Origin of the sequence: Rhodococcus sp. G-MC3 (genome assembly GCF_030063335.1) — a bacterium.
In the GTDB taxonomy this organism is placed as follows: Bacteria; Actinomycetota; Actinomycetes; order Mycobacteriales; family Mycobacteriaceae; genus Rhodococcoides.
In genome coordinates, this window is sequence record NZ_JASISW010000019.1 from 78,960 (window position 1) to 104,795 (window position 25,836).

A 25,836-nucleotide genomic window follows, 5' to 3' on the forward strand; every position below is an offset into this window, starting at 1 on the left:
CATGGACAGAGTTCTCATCGTCATCGGGTTCATCATCTTCTGGGTTGCAATGATCGCGTTGATCTTCCGGGGCTGGCGCGGTCGTCAGAAACGCCAAGCCGACTCCATCGGCACCTTCCCCGAAACGCCGGCAGACCTCGGTGCGACGCTGCTGGAGGCCTCGACCGGTTTGTATGTAGGCAGCACCATCGCGCCGAGCTGGCAGGACCGCATCGCAGTCGGCGACATCGGTCACCGTGCAACCGCCGAACTTTCTCGCCACGAGAAGGGCATCCTGCTCACGCGCACGGCAGAGTCCACCATCTGGATCCCGCAGGAATCGGTGCGTGCCATCCGAACGGAGCGCGCGCTGGCAGGGAAGGTCATGAGCCGGGACGGCCTCCTCGTCATCCGTTGGGTGCTCCCGACCGGCACCGAGATCGACACAGGCTTCCGCGCCGACGACAAGCAGATCTACCCCACGTGGGTCGAGCCAGACACAGACACGAACGATTCGAAGGAGACAACAGCGTGAGCAGCGCAGTTCTTGTTCTGGAGGACGGCCGAACGTTTCGCGGCACCACCTTCGGAGCGGAAGGCCGGACTCTCGGCGAGGCGGTCTTCTGCACCGGCATGACCGGGTACCAGGAGACACTGACCGACCCCAGCTACCACCGTCAGATCGTCGTCGCCACCGCGCCGCAGATCGGAAACACCGGATGGAACCAGGAAGACGGAGAAGCGGCGAGCGCCCAGGATCCGAACAAGATCTGGGTAGCCGGTTACGTGGTCCGCGATCCCGCACGCCGCACGTCGAGCTGGCGCGCCACCGGTACGTTGCAAGACCAGTTGGAAGCACAGGACGTCGTCGGGATTGCAGGAATCGACACCCGTGCTCTCGTCCGTCATCTGCGCACCCGCGGGTCGATGCGCGCAGGAGTGTTCTCGGGAGATGCGCTGGGGACACAGGACGAGATGCTGGAGCAGGTGCTCGGTCAGCCGTCGATGTTGGGTGCCGATCTCGCGAGCGAGGTCACGACCACAGCCGGTTACACGATCGAACCTGCTGGTGATCCCCGTTTCACCGTCGTCGCGGTTGATCTGGGAATCAAGACGAACACGCCGCGCATGTTCGCCGAGCGCGGGATCCGCGTGCACGTCGTGCCGTCCGCCACCAGTATCGAGCAGATTCTCGACCTGAAACCCGACGGAGTCTTCCTCTCGAACGGGCCAGGCGATCCTGCGACCGCTGATGCGAACGTCGCGCTCACCCGCGAGGTTCTGGGACGTGAGTTGCCGTTGTTCGGTATCTGCTTCGGAAATCAGATTCTGGGCCGCGCGCTCGGACGCAGCACGTACAAGATGAAGTTCGGTCATCGCGGCATGAATATCCCGGTCGTCGAACACACCACCGGACGCATCGCCATCACCGCCCAGAACCATGGGTTTGCACTCGAAGGTGAAGCAGGCGAGGAATTCGACACCGACTTCGGGCGCGCCCGCGTGAGCCACACGTGCGCCAACGACGGCACCGTCGAGGGCGTCGAACTGCTCGACGGCCGTGCGTTCTCGGTTCAGTACCACCCCGAGGCCGCGGCAGGCCCACACGACGCCGCGTATCTCTTCGATCGGTTCACATCAGTGCTCGAGGGAGTTGACAAGTAATGCCACGCCGCAGCGATCTTGGACATGTCCTGGTCATCGGATCGGGACCGATCGTCATCGGACAGGCCTGTGAGTTCGACTACTCGGGAACCCAGGCATGCCGGGTACTTCGTGAGGAGGGGCTGCGCGTGAGCCTCGTCAACTCGAACCCGGCGACGATCATGACCGACCCCGAGTTCGCCGACGCCACGTATGTCGAGCCGATCACCGCAGAATTCATCGAAAAGATCTTTGCCCGCGAGGCGCTACAAGGGCATCCGATCGACGCTGTGTTGGCCACGCTCGGCGGTCAGACTGCACTGAACGCCGCAGTCGCATTGCACGAGCAGGGAATTCTCGAGAAGTACGACGTGGAACTGATCGGCGCCGACTTCGACGCCATCCAACGTGGCGAAGATCGCCAGAAGTTCAAGGACATCGTCGCCAAGGTCGGCGGCGAATCCGCCAAGTCAGCAGTGTGTTACACGATGGACGAGGTCCGCGCGACGGTCGACGAACTTGGATTCCCCGTCGTCGTCCGTCCGTCGTTCACGATGGGCGGCCTCGGCTCGGGAATGGCGTACAACGACACCGACCTGACTCGTATCGCAGGCGGCGGACTCGCCGCATCACCGTCGGCGAACGTACTGATCGAGGAGTCCATTCTCGGTTGGAAGGAATATGAGCTCGAACTCATGCGCGACAGCCGCGACAATGTGGTCATCGTGTGCTCCATCGAGAATGTGGATCCGGTCGGCGTGCACACGGGCGACTCCGTGACGGTTGCGCCGGCAATGACTCTGACCGATCGCGAATACCAGGCCATGCGCGATCTATCCATCGACATCCTCCGTGAGGTCGGTGTCGATACCGGCGGCTGCAACATTCAGTTCGCGATGGATCCTGCCGACGGCCGACTCGTCGTCATCGAGATGAATCCACGGGTGTCGCGTTCCTCGGCGCTGGCGTCGAAGGCGACCGGCTACCCGATCGCAAAGATGGCGGCCAAGCTGGCCATCGGCTACACGCTCGACGAGATCGTCAACGACATCACCAAGGAAACTCCGGCGTGCTTCGAACCGACGCTCGACTACGTCGTGGTCAAGGCCCCGCGGTTCGCCTTCGAAAAGTTCCCCGGTGCCGACGGCACACTGACGACCACGATGAAGTCCGTCGGCGAGGCAATGTCGATCGGACGCAACTTCACCGAGGCATTCGGCAAGGTCATGCGTTCGCTCGAGACGAAGCGCGCTGGATACTGGACCGGTCCTGAGGTCGAGACCGAGAGCCTCGATGCGCTCCTACACGACCTGTCCGTTCCTCAAGACGGCCGCATGTACGGCATCGAGAAGGCATTCGCGCTCGGCGCCACCATCGAGCAGCTCTTCGAGTCCACGAAGATCGACCCGTGGTTCCTCGATCAGTTCCAGCAGATCCACGAACTCGGCAACGAGGTACGAGCGGCCGAGAAGTTCGACGAGGTTCTGCTTCGTCAGGCGAAGTACCACGGCTTGTCGGACCGTCAGATCGCCGCACTGCGGCCCGAACTCGGCGATGAAGACGGCGTGCGTGCGCTACGCGACGAGCTCGGGGTTCACCCGGTCTACAAGACCGTCGATACCTGCGCCGCGGAGTTCGAAGCGAAGACGCCTTACCACTACGGCACGTACGAGCTCGATCCCGAGGCCGAGTCCGAGGTCGCCGAGCAGCGAGTGCGTGAGAAGGTCCTTATTCTCGGATCGGGCCCGAACCGCATCGGTCAGGGCATCGAGTTCGACTACTCGTGTGTTCATGCGGCTCAGACGCTGTCGGAGGCGGGTTACGAGACCGTCATGGTCAACTGCAACCCCGAGACCGTCTCCACCGATTACGACACGGCCGACCGTCTCTACTTCGAACCGCTGACGTTCGAGGATGTCCTCGAGGTCTACCGCGCCGAGGCACAGTCCGGCACAGTCGCTGGTGTCATTGTGCAGCTCGGTGGTCAGACTCCTCTCGGCCTCGCGAAGCGTCTGAAGGCCGCAGGTGTGCCGATCGTCGGCACCAGCCCCGAAGCAATCGACCTTGCCGAGGATCGCGGTGAATTCGGCCGCGTCCTCACCGAAGCAGGGTTGCCCGCACCGAAATTCGGTACGGCGACCACGTTCGACGGTGCCCGCGAGATCGCGAATGGTATCGGCTATCCCGTACTGGTGCGCCCGTCCTACGTACTCGGGGGACGAGGCATGGAGATCGTCTACGACGAGTCTTCCCTCGCCGACTACATCTCTCGGGCGACCGAGATCTCGCACGACCGGCCCGTTCTCGTGGACCGGTTCCTCGAGGACGCGGTGGAGATCGACGTCGACGCATTGTGCGACGGGACCGAGGTCTACCTCGGCGGAGTGATGGAGCACATCGAGGAGGCCGGAATTCACTCCGGTGACTCCGCGTGCGCGCTCCCGCCGATCACGTTGGGCCGCGCCGACATCGACAACGTCCGACGGTCCACCGAACTGCTCGCCAAGGGCATCGGGGTCAAGGGACTGCTCAACGTCCAGTACGCCCTGAAGGACGACATCCTGTATGTCCTCGAGGCAAATCCGAGGGCCAGTCGAACGGTTCCGTTCGTTTCCAAGGCAACTGCGGTTCAGCTGGCCAAAGCGTGCGCTCGCGTCATGCTGGGTGAGTCGATCGCCGATCTTCGTGTCAGTGGCATGCTGCCCGCTCAGGGCGACGGCGGCACAACGCCGCACGACGCACCGATTGCGGTGAAGGAAGCCGTGCTTCCGTTCAACCGTTTCCGCCGCGCGGACGGGACCGGGGTGGACACGCTGCTGAGCCCGGAGATGAAGTCGACTGGTGAGGTGATGGGTATCGACGCAAACTTCGGTACCGCGTTCGCCAAGAGCCAGACTGCGGCTTACGGATCGTTGCCTGCGTCCGGTGCGGTGTTCGTGTCGGTGGCCAACAAAGACAAGCGTTCGCTGATCTTCCCGGTCAAGCGTCTGGCCGATCTCGGTTTCACGATCCTCGCCACCGAGGGCACCGCCGAGGTGCTCCGGCGCAACGGCATAGCCTGTGAGCAGGTCTACAAACAATCCGGTGAAGAAGTTCCAGAGGGCCGGAGCACCATCGTCGACCGCATTCTGGCCGGGGACATCGCGATGGTCATCAATACGCCGTACGGAAATTCCGGACCGCGCGTCGATGGTTACGAGATCAGAAGTGCGGCAGTGGCGCAGAACATCCCGTGCATCACTACCGTGCAGGGTGCCTCGGCGGCAGTTCAGGGCATCGAAGCAGGCATCGCAGGTGGCATCGGCGTCCGTTCATTGCAGGATCTACATGCGGCACTCACAGGCCGAAACGCTTCGGCATGAACCACCCCGACGGCTGGCTGGATCGCCTCCGCGCAGCTACGTCCTCTCGTGGACGTCTCTGTGTCGGAATCGATCCGCACCCCGGTCTGCTCGATGCGTGGGGGCTGACGCGTGACGCCGACGGCCTGGAGAAGTTCGCCGAGATCTGTGTCGAAGCGTTCGTTGGTGAGATAGCGGTGATCAAACCGCAGGTCGCTTTCTTCGAGGCGTACGGCAGCGCAGGGTATGCGGTCCTGGAACGAACCATTACCGTTCTACGTGATGCCGGCACGCTGGTGATTGCCGATGCCAAGCGCGGCGATATCGGTAGCACCATGGCTGCCTACGCACAGTCTTGGCTCGGCGCCGACACGCCGTTGTCCTCGGACGCGGTGACGGTGTCGCCATATCTCGGGTTCGACTCGTTGACCGAGACGTTCGGCCTCGCCGAGCACAACGGCAGGGGAGTATTCGTCCTTGCTCGCACGTCCAATCCCGAAGGTGCTTCGCTGCAAGGTGCTGGTTTGCGAGGTGATTCGGGGGACGGTCGTTCCGTCGCCCAGTCCGTCGTCGACGGCGCCGCTGCTGCCAACTCGAACGGACTTGCCACCGTCGGACTCGTCGTCGGCGCGACGCGTGATCACGGTCTCGACCTGTCCGGGTTCGCCGGCCCGATCTTGGCGCCCGGCCTCGGCGCGCAGGGAGCGAGCGTTGCGGATCTGGCACAGATTTTCGAGGGATCGACCGAGCTGTTGCTCCCCAATTCTTCGCGCGGAATCCTCGGCGTCGGTCCGTCGGTGGTGGCGCTGCAAGATGCTGCGAAGGCGTTGCGCGACGAGATCGAAGCCGGCCTCGCATAAACCATCGGTAACCGCCCTCGACGCCGGGGGTGGGTTAGCGATCGGGCCGTCCCGTCGGTAGCGTCGCTGACGTTGCTGGTTGAAGCTGTATTTCTCGCAGCGATGGCAACAACAGCGTGTGCGGGCAGCGATCCGCGCACTGTTCACCGACGACCGAAACGTACGGAGGAAACGTGGCGCTTCCCCAATTGACCCCGGAGCAGCGCACAGCCGCGCTGGAAAAGGCGGCTGTCGCTCGCAAGGTGAGGGCCGAGCTCAAAGAGCGCCTCAAGCGAGGCGGTACTGATCTCGCGCAGGTTCTCAAAGATGCCGAGACGGACGAAATTCTCGGCAAGATGAAAGTGTCGGCTTTGCTGGAGGCCCTACCCAAGGTCGGTAAGGTCAAGGCACAGGAACTCATGACCGAGTTGGAGATCGCGTCGTCACGCCGTCTTCGCGGTCTGGGTGATCGCCAGCGTAAAGCTCTGTTGACCAAGTTCGATTTCGAAGCCTGACGTACAACAGTGATCGCGGAGGTATTACACGTGTCCGACAGTGACGCGTCACCCCACCGGAGGGGCCGGCTGATCGTTTTGGCCGGTCCCTCCGGTGTCGGCAAGTCCAGTGTTGTTCGTCTCGTACGGCAGGTGTTGCCGGAATTGTGGTTCAGCGTGTCGGTCACCACGCGGGATCCGAGGCCTGGCGAAGTCGATGGCGAGGACTACCACTTCGTCACCGCCGACGAGTTCGATCGAATGGTCACCGATGGTGAGTTGCTCGAATGGGCGAGCGTGCACGGTGGTCTGCATCGTTCCGGCACGCCCGCCGAAGCGGTCGACGAGGCCCTCGATCACGGTAAGCCCGTGTTACTCGAACTCGATCTAGCAGGAGCACGGGCGGTGCGGGCATCCAAGCCGGAAGCCACGTTGGTGTTCATGGCTCCGCCTACCTGGGATGATCTGGTTCAACGCCTCACCTCGCGTGCGACGGAAGAATCAGCGGCAACCGAGCGTCGCCTGGAGACTGCGAAAGTCGAATTGGCGGCTCAAGAGGAGTTCGACACGGTGATTGTCAATACCGATGTCGCGCATTCGTGCGAAGAGTTGGTATCCTTGTTGGTCGGTAGGTCGTCGGTCGGTTGACCGTGGCCTTCTCAGTACAAAGATTGCCCGCCGAACAGCGGTTACGCAGCACAAACGATGCAATTTCAGGAGATCACCAGTGAGCAGCATTCCAGCGGCCGTTTCCGACGTCGACGGCCGCAGCGTTCTTCCGGCTTACGACACGCCTCTCGGTATCACCAATCCTCCGATCGACGAGCTGCTAGCTCGCACGTCGTCGAAGTACGCCCTCGTGATCTATGCGGCCAAGCGTGCGCGTCAGATCAACGACTACTACAACCAGCTCGGTGATGGCATTCTCGAATACGTCGGCCCCCTCGTCGAGCCGGGTCTCCAGGAGAAGCCGCTGTCGATCGCACTCCGCGAGATTCACGCGGACCTCCTCGAGCACACCGAAGGCGAATAAGAACCGATAAGGAATCAGCCGTTGCGCGTAGTCGTCGGAGTGGGCGGCGGTATTGCCGCTTACAAGAGTTGTTCGCTGATCCGTAGCTTCACCGAGAACGGTCATCATGTACGCGTGATCCCAACCGAGTCGGCGTTGGAGTTCGTTGGGCGCGCGACGTTCGAGGCGTTGTCGGGAAGCCCGGTCCACACCGATGTCTTCACGGACGTCCCAGAAGTTCCGCATGTCCGGCTCGGGCAAGAGGCGGACCTTGTTGTCGTGGCGCCTGCGACGGCAGACCTCATGGCGCGCATCGCAGGCGGTCGCGCAGACGATCTCCTGACTGCCACGCTCCTGACCGCGCGGTGTCCTGTCCTTCTCGCACCCGCCATGCACACCGAGATGTGGGAGCACCCGGCCACCGCTTCCAATGTCGCGACTCTGCGAAGCCGGGGCGTGACGGTTCTCGAACCCGCATCCGGGCGCCTCACCGGCCGCGACACCGGTGCGGGCAGGCTGCCCGAACCGGACGAGATCTTCGGCCTTGCGATGCTGTTGTCCGAGCGCACAGACGCTCTGCCGCGGGATCTGGAAGGCAGAAAGCTCGTCGTCACGGCGGGCGGGACGCGTGAGCCGCTCGATCCGGTGCGCTTCCTGGGCAATCGAAGCTCGGGGAAGCAGGGATACGCGCTTGCCAGGGTTGCTGCGCAGCGCGGCGCCGACGTTACGTTGATCGCAGGGTTCACCACCGAATTGCCCGATCCTGCGGCGGTCGAGGTGGTGCACGTCAAGACTGCCCAACAGATGCAGGTCGCGGTCCGTAAGTTCGCGCCGGAAGCCGATGCCATAGTAATGGCCGCCGCCGTGGCCGACTTCCGACCTACCACCGTGGCCGGTAGCAAGATCAAGAAGGGCGCCAACGAGCCCGATTCGATTCCGCTCGTGCGCAACGACGACATCCTGGCCGGTCTTGTCGAAGCTCGCCGAGCAGGCGAGATCGAATCCTCCACCGTGATAGTCGGTTTCGCGGCGGAGACCGGCGACGAACACGGCGATGTGCTCACTTACGCGCGGGCCAAGCTTGCTCGCAAGGGCTGCGATCTGTTGGTCGTCAATGCCGTCGGCGACGGCAAAGCGTTCGAGGTGGACCACAATGACGGTTGGTTGCTCGGCGCCGACGGCTCCGAGTCCGCGTTGGGCGAGGGATCGAAAGCTCTACTCGCAGGCCGTGTCCTCGACGCCGTGGTCGGCGTCTTGTCGCCGGCTTCGAATCAGTAGTGATCCCAAAGGGTGCACACCCACGGTCTGCTCGACTAGTGTCGATCTGCGCTTGGAGTCGGTGGGGCCAAGTGCGCTCGGGGTCAAGTGCTCGTGAGGTCGAAGTTTCGTAGGGCAGGGGCCCAGTGTTTGTAAGAGTCGATTTCCGAGCATCCCTGGGCATCGCCCTTGAAAGAACAGCTTGGCTGAATGCGATGAGTTCGTAGAGCATGGCCTTACATACCGGCCATTAGACACACGTCGAGAGGAAATTCGTGAGCAAGTCCGGCAGTCGGCTCTTCACCAGTGAGTCGGTAACAGAGGGCCACCCCGACAAAATCTGTGACGCGATCAGCGATTCGATTCTCGACGCGTTGCTCACCGAGGATCCACGCTCCCGCGTAGCCGTGGAGACACTCGTCACCACCGGCCAGGTTCATGTCGCAGGCGAGGTCAACACGACCGCGTGGGCAGATATCCCACGGATCGTGCGCGAGAAGGTCCTCGAAATCGGATACGACTCGTCGGCCAAGGGTTTCGACGGAAACTCCTGCGGCGTCAACGTCGCCATCGGAGCCCAGTCGCCCGAGATCGCCCAGGGCGTCGACCATTCGCACGAGGCACGCGTCGAAGGGCTGTCCGACGACGAGATCGATCGTCAGGGCGCGGGCGACCAGGGTCTGATGTTCGGCTATGCCAACACCGACACTCCTGAATTCATGCCACTCCCGATTGCGTTGGCGCACCGGCTTGCGCGTCGGCTGACCGAGGTACGCAAGTCCGGCGTGCTGCCGTACCTGCGTCCCGACGGCAAGACTCAGGTCACCATCGAATACGACGGCGACAACGCAGTACGTCTGGACACTGTCGTGATCTCGACGCAGCATGCCGCCGACATCGATCTCGACAACCTGCTGACACCCGACATCCGGGAGAAGGTGCTGGGATCGGTTCTCGCTGAGCTCGACGTTCCGACTCTCGACACTTCGGACGTGCGGCTGCTGGTCAACCCCACAGGCAAGTTCGTTCTCGGGGGGCCGATGGGTGACGCAGGCCTCACCGGTCGCAAGATCATCGTCGACACCTACGGCGGAATGGCGCGACACGGCGGCGGGGCGTTCTCGGGCAAGGACCCGTCGAAGGTCGACCGCAGTGCGGCGTACGCGATGCGGTGGGTTGCGAAGAACGCCGTGGCTGCAGGCCTCGCGGACCGCATCGAGGTCCAGGTCGCCTACGCGATCGGCAAGGCTGCTCCTGTCGGTTTGTTCGTCGAGACGTTCGGGACCGAGAAGACCGACCCGATACGTATTCAGGCCGCCATCTCCGAGGTGTTCGATTTACGCCCCGGTGCGATCATTCGCGACCTCGACCTACTTCGTCCGATCTACGCTCAGACCGCTGCATATGGCCATTTCGGTCGCACCGACATCGATCTGCCGTGGGAGTCGACCGACCGCGCCGACAAGCTGCGTGCTGCCGCGGGCCTCTGATTCAGTCGCCCACTCACTCAACAGCAGGCAGTTAACGGTGAAGACCTGAGCGGGGCGTCGAAAGCGGCGGCACCCGAGCTACCTGTAGCTCGGGTGCTGCCGCTTTTGCCGTTGCCTCATCTCGACCGAGAATTCGACTACCTTGTGCCCGTCGAGATGGATGATGACGCCAAAGTCGGTGTCCGCGTTCGGATCCGGTTCGCAGGTCGGCTCGTCGACGGATACATCGTCGAGCGAGTGGCATCGAGTGAGCACACCGGAAAACTCGGCTTTCTCGATCGAGTCGTGTCCGGAGAGCAGGTGCTGACCCCGGAGGTAAGCGCCCTCGTCACTGCAGTGGCACATCGCTATGCAGGCACAAGAGCAGATGTGTTGCGGCTGGCCATTCCACCTCGCCACGCGAAGGTGGAAGGCGAACCGGTGCCGGAGTCGCCCGTGATCGCAGCGCCCGACGTCGACGCATCAGCCTGGGATTCGTACGTTCACGGGCGGGCTTTCATCGACGCTATCCTCGCGGGCCGCACGCCACGAGCTGTGTGGCAGGCGCTACCGGGAGAGGATTGGCCGTCGCGGATAGCCGAACTCGCGGTGGCAACGGCGTCGTCGGGTCGAAGCGCGTTGATCGTCGTTCCGGACCAGCGCGACTTGGATCGAGTTCATGCAGCCTGCGAAGCGAAAGCCGGACCCGACACCGTGGTGGCTCTCGCCGCGGGTCTCGGACCTGCCAAGCGTTATCGTCGGTGGCTCGCTGCGCTCAGGCGCGAGGTGAGCATCGTTGTAGGGACTCGCAGCGCTGTGTTCGCTCCTGTTCGAAACTTGGGTCTCGTGGTGTTGTGGGATGACGGTGACGACGGCTACGCCGAACCACGATCGCCGTATCCACATGCGCGCGAGGTGGCCCTGCTCCGGTCCTACGGCACCGACTGCTCGGTCGTGCTCGCAGGTCATGCCAGAACAGCGGAGGCCGAGGCTCTCGTCGATTCCGGGTGGGCACACGACTTGATCGCATCGCGCGACGTCGTCCGCGCGCGTCAGCCACATGTCGTGGCGCTGGCGGACAGCGACCACGCTCTGGCGCGGGATCCGGGAGCCCGGGCGGCTCGCCTACCGGCGATCGCTTTCGATGCTGCGCGAGCGGCGTTGAAAGACGGACTCGGTGTCCTGGTCCAGGTTCCACGCGGCGGCTATGTTCCATCGTTGGCGTGCGGGAAGTGTCGTAATCCAGCACGATGTCGGCGATGCAACGGCCCGCTGTCGCTTCCGTCGGCTGCCGGTGCCGACGGAGCGGGAAGTCCGACCTGCCGGTGGTGTGGGATCGCGGACACCAATCATCGATGCACGGTCTGTGGTTCGCGGACGTTGCGAGCCGTCGTGATAGGCGCCCATCGCACAGCCGAGGAGCTGGGCCGGGCATTCCCCGGTGTGCCCGTTCATACGTCGGGGGGTGCAAGCGTTTTGAATTCTGTTCCGTCAGGCGCAAGTCTGGTGATCTCTACTGTGGGCGCCGAACCCTCGATCGAGGGTGGGTACGGTGCTGCGCTGCTTCTCGACGGGTGGGCTCTTCTGGGTAGAGCCGACCTACGGGCGGCGGAGGAGACACTGCGACGGTGGATGACGGCAGGGGCGCTGGTGCGTGCGGGTAGCGACGGTGGACGCGTGGTCGTGGTGGCCGAATCGGACATTCCGACCGTGCAGGCGCTGGTGCGTTGGGATCCAGTCGGGCACGCACGAAGTCAGCTGGACGAGCGGGTGGAGGTGCGGTTCCCGCCGGCAGTGCACGTTGCCGCGGTCGACGGGCCGACGGCTTCGGTGGTGGAACTGGTGGAGGCCGCGGAGTTGCCCGACGACGTGGAAATACTCGGGCCGGTCGAACTCCCCGAAGGGCAACGCCGCCCTGCCGGAGGGGGAGACGATCCGCTGCACAGTGAATTGCAGCGGGGTGATGTGCAACGGATGCTGCTCAGGGTTCCTCGCAGCGCCGGGGGAGCTCTCGCCCGTGCGTTGGCTGATGCCCAGGCCGTGCGGAGCGCCAAGAAGAACACCGTAGCGGTACGAGTGCAGATCGACCCGATTCGAATCGGGTAGGAGAAGTCGAAACCCACACGGCGATGGTCTGGGCCTAGAGTCTCGAAGAGGGTTCGCTCACAGCAAGCTAAGGGGTCGGGAAATGAAACGTAGGCAGTTGATTCGCCGTGTGGGAACGGCATTGGCGGTCGTGGCAGGCGCGCGGCTCGCCGGCCCAGCCGTGGCGCAGGCCGCCCCCGGTACAGGTTCTGCCGATCTGCCGGGGTTCGGCATCCCGCTCGACCGGTTGTTGAAGATCGTGTCGTTGTCTCACATCAACGATCCAGCGACGACACCAATTTTTCCCGGGGATCCCGAGTTCGTTCTCGAGACGGCGGCCACGGTGGCCGAAGACGGGTACTACCTTCAGAACGTGAAGGAAGGTGAGCATACGGGTTCGCATTGGGGTGCTCCGGCGCACTTTCAGGAAGGCGGTCTCACAGCCGACCAACTCGTTCCCGAGGACCTGTTCCTCCCTGCCGTCAAGATCGACATTCGTGAGCAGTCGGCGGCCGACGCAGACTATGCGGTCACGGTCGCAGACCTGCAGGCATGGGAATCGGCGAACGGCAGGATTCCGTCCGGAGCGGCAGTCGTCCTGTGGACCGGATGGGAATCACGCTGGGGCACAGATGCATACGTCAACGCCGATCCCGACGGCGTGACACACCAGCCCGGATTCTCTGCGGAAGCGGCGCAGTGGTTGATCGACAACGGCCGACTGGCGGCGCGAGGTGCGCTCGGAACCGACACGTTCGGACCCGATGTCGGCAACGACGAGACCTACCCGGTGTCGGTCAAGTTGTACGACCAGCACCGCATCAGTCTCGAGAACCTGCGCAATCTTGCAGCGTTGCCGACCACGGGAGCTTATGTTCTCGTCGGTGGCGCTATCAATCGAGCGGGATCAGGTTCGCCCGCAACGATATTCGGGGTGATTCCGCGCTTGCCGTGACGTTCGCGCCTGGTGCGCTCTTCGCCCCACCACGCGAAGGGCGCACTGCGCTCGCCGAGGTTGTAGACCATTCGCAGACTGCCGTCGGAGTCGTAGGCGAAGACTCCGGCCTTGCCGTTCTTCTTTGCCTCGTACATTGCCCGGTCTGCGTTACGAAGAAGCGTGTCGGCGGTGACTGCCTTTTCGAAGGTATCCAGTTCGACGACCCCGACGCTGGCTCCGATCGATACCGTGTGGCCCTCGATCTCCTGCGGGAGCCGAAGCGTGTCGACGATCGATTTGGCCGTCCTGCAGCCGGCATCGATCCCAGCAGGGATCAGCACGGTGAACTCGTCGCCGCCGAAACGCGCGACGATTCCTCCGTTGCCTGCTCCGTTCACCGATTCCGTCAACCTGCGGGAGAGAGTCTTCAGCGATCGGTCGCCCGCGCCGTGGCCGAGACGGTCGTTGATCGCCTTGAAATCGTCCAGATCGATCAACAGCAGCACGCCCACCTCGCCGAGCCGGTTGTGTCGATCGATTGCGCTGGCGAGGTGATCGTCGAAAGCGGAGCGGTTCAGCAACCCGGTCAGGCCGTCGTGATGTGCGCGGTAACTGAGTTCGGTCTGGGCGGCTGAAAGCTCGCGCAGCAGCGCGTCGTTCTGCAGCAAGGTGAGGACCTGGCGCACCAGGGAGAGCACCACGACGGTGAAGAAAAGCACGAGCACCACCGGGTCCACCGAACCCGTCGCGATCCACTGAGCGGCGACAGCGACAGCGATGACGACCATCAACGCGTACGGGACCAGGAGCTGAGTGCGGTCGCTTGCGCTCCACCCCCGCAGTCGTCGTTCGGCGGTGCGAGCGGCGAATGTACCGCTCGATCGTTGTTCGAGGCTTGGTGCCGACGCAGCCAACGCGATGAGGATCGGGCCCGCGATGAATCCGGCATCCGCGACCAGGGGCATCTCCTCGGCACCCGTTGCCACCAGGTATGCGTAGAGGCTGTCGGAGACGGAGAGCGAGACGAGTCCTGCGCCGAGCAGGACCAGTTGGGTGCGGTAGCGCCGCAGAATCCGAGGGACCACGGCGAGTAGTCCCACCATGGCCACAAGCACCAGATCGGTTACGGGGTACATCAGCGCCAGCATGAACTGCAGTGAATCGGTCTCCCCGGACCGTGCGACCTGGCCGAGGACGGTTGCCCACGACAGCACGAAGAGAGATCCGACAACCACCATCCCGTCGAGAAGGGAGGTGATCCAGGCGTGGGCGCTGCTGAACTTGGATCGACGCGACGTACTGGTGACCAGCGACCGCAGTGCGGGCACTGCGAATACCGGAAAGAGGAAGAACCCGACGTCTGCGAAGGAGGGTGACGGCAGCGGTATGTGGAGTACCGACCGATACAACCCCCAGAACAGAACTCCCCCCGACCAACACGCCATTCCTGCTGCCATGAGCACTCGCCAGCGTCGTTCGGGTCCTGATCTCCGTCGCCCGGTGTACCAGCAGGTCAACGTGGCGACGAGCCCCCCGGCCAGTTGAGCGGCATCGTCGAGAGCCACGGCGAAGGCGTTCGGGACTATGCCTAGCGTTATGACCGCGACCACGACGACCACAGCACTGAGCGAGGCGATGGTGCGCCTGCTCAGTTGCGTAGCCATACGGGCCCCCTCGTCCGGCGGGTGGGTGGGTGCGTCGATCCGCAGGCTCGCGAATCGGGCAGCGGTAACACTGCGTTCAGACCGGATTCTCGGCTTCGGCGCCGTCGATCGGAATCGGCACCCGCACGGTGAACCGAGAAACGTGGGTCCGAACAGGCTATCCGGTCCTGGCTCCCTGTACTGCTTCCCGGAATCAAGACTTCGAACTCGACCTTGTCAAAGATACATTGTCGATATATCGTCAATACGTCCAACAAACACAGAAGGAGCAAGTACATGGAAAACCATTACGAAAAGCAGCGTTGGCCCTGGTTGGGCTTTTATGAACATGCGCTCGGTCAACGGGCACGACGGCGGCAGTCGTTCGAGATGTGGACCCCACAAGATGTGGCCGGTCCCGGAGACGAATCGCATCGCCCTCACAGCCGCCGCGGGGCAGGAGAAGGCCACGTACGGGGCGGCCGTGGCGAACCTCACACACGTGGTGGAGCGGGCCCGGCCGGGGGATTCGGGCCCGGGGGATTCGGGCCCGGGGGATTCGGGCCCGGGGGTTTCGGACGGGGCGGATTCGGTCCGGGTGGTGAACTGGGTCGCGGAAGAGGGCGCGGCGGTCGTGGACGGCGAGGGGACGTCAGGGCGGCTGTTCTGCTGCTGCTCGCCGACTCGCCCATGCACGGATACGAATTGATCCAACAGATCGTTGCCAAGAGTGATGGCGCGTGGAAGCCGAGCCCCGGTTCGATCTACCCGGCACTCTCGCAACTCGAAGACGAGGGTCTCGTCATGATCGAAAAGGTCGAGGGCCGAAAGACAGCCCAACTCACCGACCAGGGCAAAGCCTTCGTCGACGAGCACCGAGCAGATCTGGGTGCCCCGTGGGACGACGTCAGAAGCAGCGTCGGCGGCGGCGCGATGGACCTTCGAGGTCTGATCGCGCAACTCATGGGCGCTGCGGGCCAGGTTGCCGCCGTCGGAACGCCTGTACAGGTGAAAGCCGCCGGCGACGTTCTGACCGATGCGCGCAGAAGGTTGTATCGCATTCTCGGGGAAGAGGACGACGCCCAAGGGTCTGCGCCTGAGGCTGCTCAGGACGACGCATGATCGATGGGTGTCTTCGGACACCAGACCCGATCCCTAGAATAGGTATTTCGTCGTAAGTATCCGAAATACCTATTCGTGGGAGCTCACTGGTGCGAGTTGTGTTCGCAGGAACGCCTGATCCGGCCGTTCCGTCGTTGGAGCGGCTGATCGAGTCGACCAAGCACGACGTGATTGCGGTGGTGACTCGTCCTGATGCAGCCGCAGGCCGCGGGCGAAAGGTCAGTCGATCGCCGGTAGGCGAGCTTGCCGACGCCCACGGAATTCCGGTCCTGACGCCGCGGCGGCCCTCGGAGCCCGAGTTTCTCGACGCTCTCGCAGCGCTGCAGCCCGACGTGTGCCCCGTCGTGGCCTACGGAGCGCTGTTGCCGAGGCCAGTGCTGAACATCCCGCGCTTCGGTTGGATCAACCTCCACTTCTCGTTGCTGCCGGCATGGCGCGGAGCTGCGCCGGTGCAAGCTGCGATCGCGGCAGGCGACGACATCACCGGCGCAACAACATTCCTTCTCGAGGAAGGAATGGACACCGGCCCAGTTCTCGGTGTTGTCACCGAGACCATCCGGTCGACCGATACTGCAGGCGACCTGCTCGAAAGGCTCGCCATCAGTGGCGCAGCACTTCTCGAGGCCACGCTCGACGCCATCGAGTCAGGTGAGGCATCGGCGGTTGCACAGTCGTCGGAAGGAATTTCGCACGCGGCCAAGGTGACAGTGGATGCTGCTCGCATCGACTGGTCGAGGTCGTCCGCAGCGGTGGGCAGGCACATCCGATCGGTGACTCCTGCCCCTGGAGCCTGGACGAGAATCGGCGACGTGCGATTGAAGGTCGCTCCGATCGATACCTCGGAGGAGATCCTCGACTCAGGACACATTGTCGTTCGCAAGGACGGCGTCTTCGTCGGAACCGCAGATCGGGCGGTCCGGCTCGGTGACGTACAACCTCAAGGTAAGAAGTTGATGAAAGCTTTGGACTGGGCGCGTGGCGCCCGCCTCACAGATGCGGCGGTAGCGCAATGAACTCGGAGCACAACGATTCGCCACGGCGCCGTACCGGCGGTGGACCTGGAAAAGGCAAGAGCGCGCAGGGCAAGCGTCCGCAGCGCAGTCCAGGGCCTCGAAGTGGTCAGGGTTCACGCCCGCCGCGAGGCGGTGGGCCTGCGTCCACCCCGCCGATCGACCCGGCCAGGCTCGCAGCCCGAGACGTTCTGAAGGCTGTTCGAGAACGTGATGCGTACGCGAACCTGGTGCTGCCGGGCCTCCTTCGTGAGCGCAAGCTCGACACCCGCGATGCGGCGCTGGCAACAGAGCTCGCGTACGGTGCGTCGCGAGCCAGGGGTTTGCTCGACGCAGTGATCGAAAGTGGTTCGGGCAGAGCGATCTCCGATATCGACGGCGGACTTCTGGACATTCTTCGACTCGGTGCATACCAGTTACTCCGGACCCGGGTTGCGCCACATGCGGCCGTTGCCACTTCCGTGGACTTGACGCGTGCCGAATTCGGAAGTGGTAAAGCAGGTTTCGTGAACGCCGTGTTGCGGCGAGTATCGGAGAAGACGGCTGCGCAGTGGGTCGAGGAACTGGCCCCTGCAGCGGCCGAAGATCCGGTGGGCAGACTGGCATTCGAACATGCACATCCCAAATGGATCGCGCAGGCATTCGCTGACGCGCTCGGCGCGGACGCTGGGGAACTCGCTGCTGTCCTCGAAGCCGACGACACGCGTCCCGCGGTACACCTCGTGGCACGCCCCGGCGAAATTTCAGCGGAGGAGCTTGCGCTGGTCACGGGAGGTGACGAGGGCAACTACTCGCCCTACGCAGTGTATCTCGACGGTGGGGATCCCGGCAAGCTCGACGCAGTGCGCGACGGCCTCGCGGGCGTTCAGGACGAGGGCAGTCAACTCGTAGCGCGGGCATTGACGCTGGCTCCCCTTCAAGGACCCGACGCGGGACGCTGGCTCGACCTGTGCGCCGGGCCGGGCGGCAAGGCCGCATTGCTCGGTGCGCTGGCCGAAATCGACGGCGCACACCTCGACGCTGTCGAACCCACGCCACACCGAGCCGACTTGGTGCGCAAGACAACGAAGGCGCTGCCGGTGACGGTGCACATCGTCGACGGCCGCGATACAGGGCTCGACGGCGGCTACGACAGAGTTCTTGTCGACGCACCCTGCACTGGTCTCGGCGCGCTCCGCAGGCGCCCCGAAGCACGTTGGCGTCGCTCGCCGAAGGACCTCGCCGAGTTGGTGACGCTACAGAAGGAACTGTTGGCGTCCGCATTGAACCTCGTTCGTCCGGGCGGCGTTGTGGTGTATTCGACGTGCTCGCCGCATCTGTCCGAGACGATGGCGGTGGTTGCCGACGCTGTTCGCCGGTACGGCGCAGTGCAGCTGGACGCCAGGACCCTGGTGCCGGACGTCCCACAGATCGGGGACGGCCCGTCGGTGCAGCTGTGGCCGCATCGTCATGGAACGGACGCGATGTTCTTCGCGGCACTGCAGCGGCCCGTCGACTAGATTCTGGCTACCTCACCAATGCCAAGCGCTGCCGCCGACATTGGCGGTTGTCCGCTGGAGAACGCGAATCGTGGTGACATAGTCGTCAGCGCTGATGCCCTGCATGCGTTCAGCTTGGAGTTCTTGCTGTAGGTCGAAGGCTCGACGGAACTGCTTTTCGCCCAGTTCCGTGTACGTCAGGCGTTCTTCTTCGTCGTCGATCCATCTTTTGTCGACGGCCGAATCGATTGCTGTGTTGATAATCGCGGGTGTGTCGTTCGGGCCGATCGTGTCGACGACGGTCGATCGTTCGACGCCGGTTGGATGGAGTGAGAGTTGGTGTAGCACCCACCATTCGGGCTGACTGACACCGATCCGGTGGAGGGCTCCTCGTGTGCGTGTACGGATAGCTTCACCCGCTCGGACTGTCCAGAAGCCGATGGGTTGGGTCGCTGGCGACTGCATTGGCTTCTTGGTTGTCATGTTGTCGACCGTAGAACCTGAAGTGAACTCGAGGTCAAACCTCAGCTCACCTTACGATCCGGATCGCGGGTTTCGGAGTCGCAGCGTGGACCCACTGGATTCGATGTACATGCGGCCCGGAGAGATGGAGCCAGGCAACAGTTCCGTTCGCGTCCGCGACAGGGCGCAAATTCACCACCGAACCGGATTACGCGGACGGCTTCGGGTGGCGCCGTGCATCACCCCGCGCACCATCGGTCGCGTGAGGAATTCGTGTGGAAATCCCGGATCGGTGGAACTCACGTCGTCCAGCCGGCGTAGGTGTTCGTCTTCGAGATGGACGTCCAGCGCGCCGAGATTGTGCTGCAGTTGTTCCGGCGTTCGCGCACCCACCAGTGGGCTCACCACCGCGGGATTGTGGAGTGTCCACGCGAGGGCTACTTGGGCAGCCGTCGCACCGATGTCCCGGGCGACATCGGCCGCGACGTCAGCGATCGTCAACCCGCGGGTGTTAAGTGTTCGGTGTGCCACCGCGTGGTCCCGTCGGCTCCCGGCAGATGCCTGAATTTCCAGACTGGCCGCGCTGTATTTGCCGGTGAGCACTCCACCGCCCAGCGGAGACCACGGGATCACACCGAGTCCCAGTTCGGTGGCCATCGGAATCAAGTCGCGCTCGGTTGTCCGCTCGATCAGGCTGTACTCCACCTGTAGTGCTGCGAACGCAGGCCAACCTCGCAGTTCGGCGATTGTTTGCATTCGGGATATCTCCCATGCCGGAGTGTCCGAAATACCGAGATAGAGCACTTTTCCGGTCCGGACCAGCTCGCCCAACGCGGCGATGATCTCGTCCGCAGGCGTGAGGCCGTCCCATACGTGAAGATAGAACAGATCGATGTAGTCCGTTCCAAGGGCGCGCAGACTGGCCTCGACCGATGCGATCAAACTTTTCCGGTTACCTCCGCCCGCATTCGGATCGAGAGGATTTCGCGTTCCCGCGTATTTGGTGGCGATGACGACGGACTCTCGCCGCCCCCGAACGAACTCGCCGATGTACTGCTCCGACTGACCGTCGGTATAGATGTTGGCGGTATCGACACAGTTTCCGCCCGCCTCGAGATATGCGTCGAAGATGCGCCGAGACGTCGCCTTGTCGGCGCCCCAACCCCACGCGTCGCCGAACGTCATAGCGCCGAGTGAGAACGGAGACACACGTAGTCCGGATCGCCCCAGAAGTCGGTATTCGTCCAATGTTGTCATTGCACTTGCCCTTTCGTCGTGTCGGTGCAACCGACTGTGCCACTGCCGCCGAGCGAGGTGAAGGTACAGAACATCCTGGGAAGAGCGTTACCAGGCTGTTTCGGCGCGGCTCACTTAGCCTGGAGCATGTGAATTCGACGCCTTCACCGATTGCCAGCCAGGAGCTGGCTGTGTTTCTGCGTGCTCGACGCGAAACGCTGAAACCTGCAGACGTCGGGCTTCCGCCACGGATCGGATCGTCCCGAACTCCCGGACTACGACGCGAAGAGGTCGCAGCACTCGCGGGAGTGAGCGTCGACTACCTCATCAGGCTCGAGCAGGCTCGCGATGTGCGTCCGTCTGCACAGGTCGTGCGATCACTGTCCGGTGCGTTGAAACTGTCCAACGATCAGACCGTTTACCTGTACACCCTGGCCGGTCATCGTTGCCCGGAGCGGAACAGTCGCTCGGAGGTTCCCGAGGGCTTGGCGCAGCTGATCATCGACGTCAGCCCGCTTCCCGCGATGGTGCTCAACCACAGGCTCGACATTCTGGCCTGGAACGGCAGCATGTCTGCGTTGCTCCTCGGCCTCGACGGTCGGCCCGCCCGCATGCTCAACGTCCTTCGAATGTGCTTTCTGGACAGCCGTTTCGAGGGGTTCTACGGAGATCGAGACGAAGTAGTACGTGGCGCTGTCGCAGATCTGCGCGCGGCATGGGCCGATCACGCGCACGACGTCGAGTTGGCGGATCTGATTCGCGAACTCGAAGCCGGGAGCGACGAGTTCACGCGATACTGGCAATCGCGGGAGGTGTCGGTGCGGGCTCGCGGCGACAAGCCGATGAAGCATCCCATCGTAGGAAGTTTGACCGTAACGTTCGACGTGCTCAACCCTCTCGGAGATCCGGACTTACGTCTCATCGTCTATCGGGCCGCGGACGAACAATCTCAGCAAGCTCTCGATGAGCTTGCTCGCCACGGTGCACAGAGGCGACTGCGCACGGTCTGACACCTGAAGCGCATTTTTACAAGCCACACGACCAGGACTGCGCGACACTGGGTGAATGGCACTGAGCTGGGAAGACGTCGTCGCACTCGCAATCGAACTTCCGAAGGTCGAGGTATCGACGTCCTACAACACACCCGCACTGAAGGCGTCCGGTAAGTTGATCGCTCGATTGCGCACGGAGGCGGAGGGGTCTCTCGTCGTCATGTGCAGTATGGACGAGAAAGCCGCACTGCTCGGCTCGGGGGAGCAGGCGTTCTTCACCACCCCGCACTACGACGGCTACGGTTCGATTCTCGTCGACCTCGATCTCGTTGATCCCGGTGAATTGAAAGAACTCCTGATCGAGGCGTGGCGTGGCAAGGCGACGAAGACCGTCAGGGAGCAGTACGACAAGACCCACTAACCTTGGTCTTTCTTCGGTCGCAGGTCGGGGATGCGGCGTACGACGAGTCGGCCGGGAATGTGGTGCGCTTTCTTCTGGGAGGCGAACGCGGTGAACTCGATCTCGGCGACTTCTGCCGTCGAGACCCACTGCCCGGTGTCGTCGTCGAAGATTGCGTTTGTGTAGCGGATCGGTGTCCATGCATCGGCCGGGATCGAGCTGATCGCGGTGCGGATCAGCGAGTTCAGTCCGGTGGTGATCGAGACATCTGCGCCGCCGCGCATCGCGGCACCGATCGTCGGATAGCCGAAGAACGCCGAATCGGCACGCACCAATGGGGCCGACATCTGCTGCGGTGCAGCAGACTCGGTCACTGTCGAGGTGGCTGCCGTGCGGACTCGGCGTACCGTGCGCAAGGGGTCGGCGATCATCCGTGCTGCACCGCGCGCGGAGCCACACGAGCCTTTCCGCAGTCGTTGCCCGGTGATCACCGGTGCCGCACTGTCGGTGGTGACTGTGGTGATCAACGAGTTGAGGCCTCGGATGCCGGAGTAGCCGTAGCCAGATCCTTGTTTGCTGTGGCCATGGACTTCGATGATCGAATCGTCGATGTCGACCATCACCCGGCCGGTGTCGATGCCGGCCAGCAGTGGGGTGTGTTCGGCGAGCCCCGATAGCAGGCGGGAGGCGACGGCGTCGAGTTGGCGTACGTGCCCGAATCGAAACTGGCGTAGAAACGAACCCAACGTCGATGGTGAGTACGGGTGATCAAAGAGGGTGTTCATCGCGCCGTGTCGAAGGATCGCCATGTCGGCGATACTGTCCGCTCCCGCGACCATACCGGCGACCAACGATCCGACCTTCCGCCCGGCGTTGGCACCTTTGTCCGTCGACACGCTCAGGTGCTCATCGGCCAGGGCGAGCAGCCCAGATCGCTGCGCCAACGCCATCACCGGAACCAGCCCCGCGGTGGACACGAGATTCGGATCGTCGAACCTCGCGGTGGTGACAGGTCGGGTATGGGATAGTTGCATCTGCGAGATGCCCTTCGTTGTGGCCGAATCTTTCCTTAGATAAGTTCGATTCTTTCACCACGGCAGGGCATTTCGCGTCTAACACTCGCGTTGATCAATCACATCATCGGTGCATCCAGGCTTATCGACCAACGGGATCGTCAACCCTGCGACCGCTTGCAGAGTCATGGTGGTGATATGTAGTTCAGGAAGAACGGGACGACTCCGTCGGGGATGCCGGTCAGCAAGGAGACGACGAGGTCGGCGTGCGGTTTTGTTGATCCGGCGAGGTTGTTCAAAACGTTCGAGTACAGGCTGGGGAGGAGTTTGGCGATGTTCGGGAACTCGACGCGGTAATCTCCGATACGAAAGTGCACTGCAGGTGGCGCGCACATGTTGGGGTTGCGTGCGCTGCCCTGTACGCGCGCACCATTTCGAGTTTTGTGAGCGGAGCACCTCATGGCCGGGCCCACCCCACCCCACCCCACCCCACCCCACGATGATCACGGCGCAGTCAGCCCGGTCCCACCTGACTCCGCTCCCACCGAGGCGGCCTCCACACCGTCCGATCAGGCGGATGGGGCCGGACTGCCAGCTCGCCCTGACACCGCCCGCGGTGAGGTCCTCGAGGGTGACGAGCAGGTGTACGGCTTCCCCGCCGCCCTGTGGCGCACGCTCGAACGCCGACGGCCCCCCGGTGCTGACCTGAGCCGCAGGTTCCGCAGCCCGCTGCGCGGGCGGTGGCTGACCTCGATCTTCGGATCAGTACTGCTGGTGGGACTGCCGGTCGTCATCATTACCGGACTGCTCTCCTACATCGCGTATGGGCCGCAGTTCGGGCAGGCCCTACCCGCCGACGTCGGGTTCCTGCGGTTACCGAACTTCGACTGGCCCACCCGCCCGTCCTGGCTGTATCGGCTCACCCAGGGATTGCATGTCGGTCTCGGCTTGATCCTGATCCCGGTGGTGCTCGCGAAGCTGTGGTCGGTGGTGCCGAAACTGTTCACCTGGCCGCCGGCGCGCTCGATCGCCCAGGTCCTCGAACGTATCTCCCTGCTCATGCTCGTCGGGGGCATCTTGTTCGAAATCGCGACCGGCGTGCTCAACATCCAGTACGACTACATCTTCGGGTTCGACTTCTACACCGCCCATTACTACGGCGGCTGGGTGTTCATCGCTGGATTCGTCGCACACGTCATCTTGAAGCTGCCCTTGATGATCAAAAGCCTGCGCTCACGCTCACTGCGTCAGGTTTTGCGTATTTCCCGGGCCGATACCGAGCCGGAAGCACCCGACGACTCAGGCCTGGTGGCAGCCGATCCCGCCCCGGCGACGCTGAGCCGGCGCGGCGCATTGGCGCTTGTGGGCGGCGGCGCTCTACTGGTGACCGTGCTGACGGTGGGGCAAACGCTCGGCGGGGTTACCCGCCGGGCCGCGCTGCTGTTACCCCGCGGCCGCGCAGAAGGCTCCGATCCCAACGACTTTCAAATCAACCGCACCGCAGCAGCCGCGCAGATAGACCCCGCTCTCACCGGGCCCGAGTGGACACTGTCGCTACTAGGTGGGCCGCAGCCGGTCACACTCGACCGCGCCGCACTCGAGGCGATGACCCAGCACACCGCCGTACTCCCGATCGCGTGTGTCGAAGGATGGTCCACCACCCAGACCTGGACGGGTGTGCGGCTGAGTGATCTCGCCGCTCTGGCCGGGGTTGCGAGTATCGAATCCGCGGCCGTGTCCTCTCTGGAAAAGGCGGGAGCCTTCAACCGGGCCACCCTGCAGGCCAACCAGATTTTTTCCCCCGATTCGTTGCTCGCTTTGAAGGTCAACGGCGCAGAGCTCTCCCTCGACCACGGATATCCGGCCCGCATCATCGTCCCCGCGTTGCCCGGGGTGCACAACACCAAATGGGTGCAGTCCATCGAATTCAGGAGTATGTGAGATGAATACGATCGGAACCCGTTTCCGCCAGTTCTACGGCTCACACCCGCTACACCTGCTCGTTGTCCTGTTCTCGTTCGCTCTGGCGATCTACACCGTCGGCGTCGTCGGGCCGGCGGCGCTGTGGAACAGCGCCGCCTGGTGGCAGTCAATCCTCGTCTGGTTCCTCGGAGCCGTGATCGCCCACGACCTTCTGCTCTTTCCGCTGTACGCTCTCGCCGACCGCACCTTGACCGCCGGGTCCGCCGCTGTCAATAGCCGGAGGAAGACATCACCGCCGCATATCTCACCACTGAACTATGTTCGGATTCCCGCACTCGCCACCGCTGTGCTGTTGCTGCTGTTCTTTCCCGGGATCATCGAGCAAGGCAGCGAGACCTTCGTCGAGGCAACCGGCTTCACCCAGGAGCCATACCTGCGCCGGTTCCTGGTGTTGACGGCCGTGATCTTCGCCGTCAGCGCACTCGCGTACGCGGTACGGCTCGCTTTGCACGACCACCGCCGCCCCGCCCAGGCTGGGCCGGAGCCGGTGGTTCGAGCCGGTGACCGGCCGTCGGACGCGGGGCCCCGAGGGTGACGCAGCTACCGGACGCAGAACAGACCACACAGCATGAAGGCCCGACACTGCATTCGATCCATGATGCGGCGGATAACGAATTCGACGGGGCCGTAGAGTCTTTCGACGCACTCACCGCCGACGACCTGTTCAAACGGGCGGAGGCAGGTTTGCCGTGCTGGATCCGCGATACCAGCGGCGTCCGTCGCCCACTACCGGTCGAACGTTGGATGGGTTGGACGGCAAGCGCAGCGGACCGGTTCGCCGATCATGCCCTGCTTGCGCCGTGTACCGGTCCGACCCTCGACCTCGGCTGCGGGCCGGGCCGGCTCACCGCTGCCCTGACCGCCAGAGGAGTGTCCTCACTGGGAGTCGACAGATCCGCCACCGCGGTGGCGATGACCATCCGCCGCGGTGGGAAAGCTATCCGACAGGACATTTTCGACACCCTTCCCGACGCCGGGCGCTGGGCGCACGTCCTGCTCGCCGACGGCAACATCGGCATCGGCGGAGACCCCCTCCGCCTACTCTGTAAGGCCCGCGATCTTATCGCGGCCGGCGGCACTGTCATCACCGAAATCGACCCGCCCACAACGGCGCTCCGATACGAGCTCGTGCGGTGGGAAACCGACACTGCCGTCAGCGGCTGGTTCCCCTGGGCCAGCGTCGGAACCGGGGCGATCACCGAACTCGCTGCCGCCGCAGGCCTGCACATGGAATCCATCGACGACATCGAGGGGCGATTCGTCGCCAGACTGCGCAAATACTAAGTGGCTAGGGAGAATTCCGAGCGGCCCTCAGAAATATTGTTCGACTGTTTCGCCCGTGCCGACATGGCGCGATATCGAGCCAACGCGATGGTGTGGACCGCCACTACACCGTACTGCAGTGACCGCTGTCTTGTCGGAACATACGCACAGGTAAGT

23 protein-coding genes and 1 pseudogene are annotated in these 25,836 nt (G+C 63.5%); 19 read left to right on the forward strand and 5 right to left on the reverse strand.

Annotated elements, in window-relative coordinates; all coding sequences use genetic code 11:
* The first annotated feature begins 1 nt into the window (after window position 1).
* The 11 genes from QMK17_RS19590 to QMK17_RS19640 all read left to right on the forward strand — a co-directional run bounded on the left by QMK17_RS19590 (window position 2) and on the right by QMK17_RS19640 (window position 13,075).
* Window positions 2-514 (forward strand): PH-like domain-containing protein, encoded by a 513-nt coding sequence (locus QMK17_RS19590; protein ID WP_283510959.1) that lies wholly within the window; start codon window positions 2-4, stop codon window positions 512-514.
* Window positions 511-1,644 carry a glutamine-hydrolyzing carbamoyl-phosphate synthase small subunit gene (gene carA / locus QMK17_RS19595; protein ID WP_283510960.1) on the forward strand — a complete coding sequence of 378 codons (1,134 nt, stop codon included), beginning with the start codon at window positions 511-513 and terminating at the stop codon, window positions 1,642-1,644. The genes QMK17_RS19590 and carA overlap by 4 nt, the downstream gene beginning before the upstream one ends.
* Window positions 1,644-4,985 carry a carbamoyl-phosphate synthase large subunit gene (gene carB / locus QMK17_RS19600; RefSeq protein ID WP_283510961.1) on the forward strand — a complete coding sequence of 1,114 codons (3,342 nt, stop codon included), beginning with the start codon at window positions 1,644-1,646 and terminating at the stop codon, window positions 4,983-4,985. Before carA ends, carB begins: the two co-directional genes overlap by 1 nt.
* Window positions 4,982-5,824 carry an orotidine-5'-phosphate decarboxylase gene (gene pyrF / locus QMK17_RS19605; protein ID WP_283510962.1) on the forward strand — a complete coding sequence of 281 codons (843 nt, stop codon included), beginning with the start codon at window positions 4,982-4,984 and terminating at the stop codon, window positions 5,822-5,824. Before carB ends, pyrF begins: the two co-directional genes overlap by 4 nt.
* A 173-nt stretch (window positions 5,825-5,997) precedes the next feature.
* Window positions 5,998-6,318, forward strand: a complete 321-nt coding sequence (mihF, locus tag QMK17_RS19610; RefSeq protein WP_283510963.1) for an integration host factor, actinobacterial type — start codon at window positions 5,998-6,000, stop codon at window positions 6,316-6,318.
* 30 nt (window positions 6,319-6,348) lie between these two features.
* On the forward strand, window positions 6,349-6,945 hold the full coding sequence (gene gmk, locus QMK17_RS19615) for a guanylate kinase (protein ID WP_283510964.1): 597 nt from the start codon (window positions 6,349-6,351) through the stop codon (window positions 6,943-6,945).
* A 79-nt stretch (window positions 6,946-7,024) separates the two neighbouring features.
* Window positions 7,025-7,330, forward strand: coding sequence for a DNA-directed RNA polymerase subunit omega (rpoZ, locus tag QMK17_RS19620; protein WP_283510965.1), 306 nt, complete (start codon window positions 7,025-7,027; stop codon window positions 7,328-7,330).
* A gap of 21 nt (window positions 7,331-7,351) precedes the next feature.
* Window positions 7,352-8,587: a bifunctional phosphopantothenoylcysteine decarboxylase/phosphopantothenate--cysteine ligase CoaBC gene (gene coaBC / locus QMK17_RS19625; RefSeq protein ID WP_283510966.1), complete on the forward strand. Its 1,236-nt coding sequence runs from the start codon at window positions 7,352-7,354 to the stop codon at window positions 8,585-8,587.
* A gap of 254 nt (window positions 8,588-8,841) precedes the next feature.
* A complete protein-coding gene (gene metK / locus QMK17_RS19630; protein ID WP_283510967.1) occupies window positions 8,842-10,056 on the forward strand; it encodes a methionine adenosyltransferase in 1,215 nt (404 codons plus the stop codon).
* A 45-nt stretch (window positions 10,057-10,101) separates the two neighbouring features.
* On the forward strand, window positions 10,102-12,141 hold the full coding sequence (locus QMK17_RS19635; RefSeq protein WP_283510993.1) for a primosomal protein N': 2,040 nt from the start codon (window positions 10,102-10,104) through the stop codon (window positions 12,139-12,141).
* Window positions 12,142-12,223: 82 nt separating this feature from the next.
* Entirely contained in the window at window positions 12,224-13,075 is an 852-nt protein-coding gene (locus QMK17_RS19640; RefSeq protein WP_283510968.1) for a cyclase family protein, read from the forward strand.
* On the opposite strand, the gene QMK17_RS19645 is transcribed toward QMK17_RS19640, so the two are convergent.
* Window positions 12,991-14,721: a GGDEF domain-containing protein gene (locus QMK17_RS19645; protein WP_283510969.1), complete on the reverse strand. Its 1,731-nt coding sequence runs from the start codon at window positions 14,719-14,721 to the stop codon at window positions 12,991-12,993. The two genes, QMK17_RS19640 and QMK17_RS19645, sit on opposite strands and share 85 nt — an antisense overlap.
* A 369-nt stretch (window positions 14,722-15,090) precedes the next feature.
* Between QMK17_RS19645 and QMK17_RS19650 the strand changes: the two genes are divergently transcribed.
* The 3 genes from QMK17_RS19650 (at window position 15,091) to QMK17_RS19660 (ending at window position 18,331) form a co-directional block, all read left to right on the forward strand.
* A complete protein-coding gene (locus tag QMK17_RS19650; protein WP_442972802.1) occupies window positions 15,091-15,822 on the forward strand; it encodes a PadR family transcriptional regulator in 732 nt (243 codons plus the stop codon).
* Between the two features lie 89 nt (window positions 15,823-15,911).
* Entirely contained in the window at window positions 15,912-16,835 is a 924-nt protein-coding gene (fmt, locus tag QMK17_RS19655; protein ID WP_283510971.1) for a methionyl-tRNA formyltransferase, read from the forward strand.
* Window positions 16,832-18,331, forward strand: coding sequence for an RsmB/NOP family class I SAM-dependent RNA methyltransferase (locus QMK17_RS19660; RefSeq protein WP_283510972.1), 1,500 nt, complete (start codon window positions 16,832-16,834; stop codon window positions 18,329-18,331). Before fmt ends, QMK17_RS19660 begins: the two co-directional genes overlap by 4 nt.
* Before the next feature lie 12 nt (window positions 18,332-18,343).
* Here QMK17_RS19660 and QMK17_RS19665 read toward each other — a convergent pair whose 3' ends face one another.
* On the reverse strand, window positions 18,344-18,793 hold the full coding sequence (locus QMK17_RS19665; protein WP_283510973.1) for a MarR family winged helix-turn-helix transcriptional regulator: 450 nt from the start codon (window positions 18,791-18,793) through the stop codon (window positions 18,344-18,346).
* A gap of 171 nt (window positions 18,794-18,964) precedes the next feature.
* Window positions 18,965-20,029, reverse strand: coding sequence for an aldo/keto reductase (locus tag QMK17_RS19670; protein WP_283510974.1), 1,065 nt, complete (start codon window positions 20,027-20,029; stop codon window positions 18,965-18,967).
* A 128-nt stretch (window positions 20,030-20,157) separates the two neighbouring features.
* On the opposite strand from QMK17_RS19670, the gene QMK17_RS19675 reads away from it, so the two are divergent.
* Complete coding sequence (locus QMK17_RS19675; protein WP_283510975.1) at window positions 20,158-21,018, forward strand: helix-turn-helix transcriptional regulator; 861 nt, start codon at window positions 20,158-20,160, stop codon at window positions 21,016-21,018.
* Between the two features lie 55 nt (window positions 21,019-21,073).
* Window positions 21,074-21,421: an MmcQ/YjbR family DNA-binding protein gene (locus tag QMK17_RS19680; protein ID WP_283510976.1), complete on the forward strand. Its 348-nt coding sequence runs from the start codon at window positions 21,074-21,076 to the stop codon at window positions 21,419-21,421.
* A 5-nt stretch (window positions 21,422-21,426) separates the two neighbouring features.
* Here QMK17_RS19680 and QMK17_RS19685 read toward each other — a convergent pair.
* Together QMK17_RS19685 and QMK17_RS19690 are read right to left on the reverse strand one after the other, a co-directional pair.
* Window positions 21,427-22,434, reverse strand: a pseudogene (locus tag QMK17_RS19685) (IS1380 family transposase); the annotation flags it as partial.
* A 164-nt stretch (window positions 22,435-22,598) separates the two neighbouring features.
* Window positions 22,599-22,808 carry a hypothetical protein gene (locus QMK17_RS19690; protein ID WP_283510977.1) on the reverse strand — a complete coding sequence of 70 codons (210 nt, stop codon included), beginning with the start codon at window positions 22,806-22,808 and terminating at the stop codon, window positions 22,599-22,601.
* 64 nt (window positions 22,809-22,872) lie between these two features.
* Here QMK17_RS19690 and QMK17_RS19695 point away from each other — a divergent pair, with 64 nt between their 5' ends.
* Genes QMK17_RS19695 through QMK17_RS19705 form a run of 3 tightly spaced genes read left to right on the forward strand, consistent with a single transcriptional unit; the run spans window position 22,873 to window position 25,680 of the window.
* A complete protein-coding gene (locus QMK17_RS19695) occupies window positions 22,873-24,354 on the forward strand; it encodes a molybdopterin-dependent oxidoreductase (RefSeq protein WP_283510978.1) in 1,482 nt (493 codons plus the stop codon).
* Between the two features lies 1 nt (window position 24,355).
* Window positions 24,356-24,931: a hypothetical protein gene (locus QMK17_RS19700; protein WP_283510979.1), complete on the forward strand. Its 576-nt coding sequence runs from the start codon at window positions 24,356-24,358 to the stop codon at window positions 24,929-24,931.
* Entirely contained in the window at window positions 24,928-25,680 is a 753-nt protein-coding gene (locus QMK17_RS19705; RefSeq protein ID WP_336620170.1) for a methionine biosynthesis protein MetW, read from the forward strand. Before QMK17_RS19700 ends, QMK17_RS19705 begins: the two co-directional genes overlap by 4 nt.
* Window positions 25,681-25,836: the final 156 nt, after the last annotated feature.

Bases quoted from the DNA above. Each gene is read 5' to 3' on its own strand.
- QMK17_RS19590 (WP_283510959.1), top strand. From the start codon at position 2: ATGGACAGAGTTCTCATCGTCATCGGGTTCATCATCTTCTGGGTTGCA.
- carB (WP_283510961.1), top strand. From the start codon at position 1,644: ATGCCACGCCGCAGCGATCTTGGACATGTCCTGGTCATCGGATCGGGA.
- pyrF (WP_283510962.1), top strand. From the start codon at position 4,982: ATGAACCACCCCGACGGCTGGCTGGATCGCCTCCGCGCAGCTACGTCC.
- QMK17_RS19640 (WP_283510968.1), top strand. From the start codon at position 12,224: ATGAAACGTAGGCAGTTGATTCGCCGTGTGGGAACGGCATTGGCGGTC.
- QMK17_RS19645 (WP_283510969.1), bottom strand. From the start codon at position 14,721: ATGGCTACGCAACTGAGCAGGCGCACCATCGCCTCGCTCAGTGCTGTG.
- QMK17_RS19650 (WP_442972802.1), top strand. From the start codon at position 15,091: ATGTGGACCCCACAAGATGTGGCCGGTCCCGGAGACGAATCGCATCGC.
- QMK17_RS19660 (WP_283510972.1), top strand. From the start codon at position 16,832: ATGAACTCGGAGCACAACGATTCGCCACGGCGCCGTACCGGCGGTGGA.
- QMK17_RS19665 (WP_283510973.1), bottom strand. From the start codon at position 18,793: ATGACAACCAAGAAGCCAATGCAGTCGCCAGCGACCCAACCCATCGGC.
- QMK17_RS19670 (WP_283510974.1), bottom strand. From the start codon at position 20,029: ATGACAACATTGGACGAATACCGACTTCTGGGGCGATCCGGACTACGT.
- QMK17_RS19680 (WP_283510976.1), top strand. From the start codon at position 21,074: ATGGCACTGAGCTGGGAAGACGTCGTCGCACTCGCAATCGAACTTCCG.
- QMK17_RS19690 (WP_283510977.1), bottom strand. From the start codon at position 22,808: ATGTGCGCGCCACCTGCAGTGCACTTTCGTATCGGAGATTACCGCGTC.
- QMK17_RS19695 (WP_283510978.1), top strand. From the start codon at position 22,873: ATGGCCGGGCCCACCCCACCCCACCCCACCCCACCCCACGATGATCAC.
- QMK17_RS19700 (WP_283510979.1), top strand. From the start codon at position 24,356: ATGAATACGATCGGAACCCGTTTCCGCCAGTTCTACGGCTCACACCCG.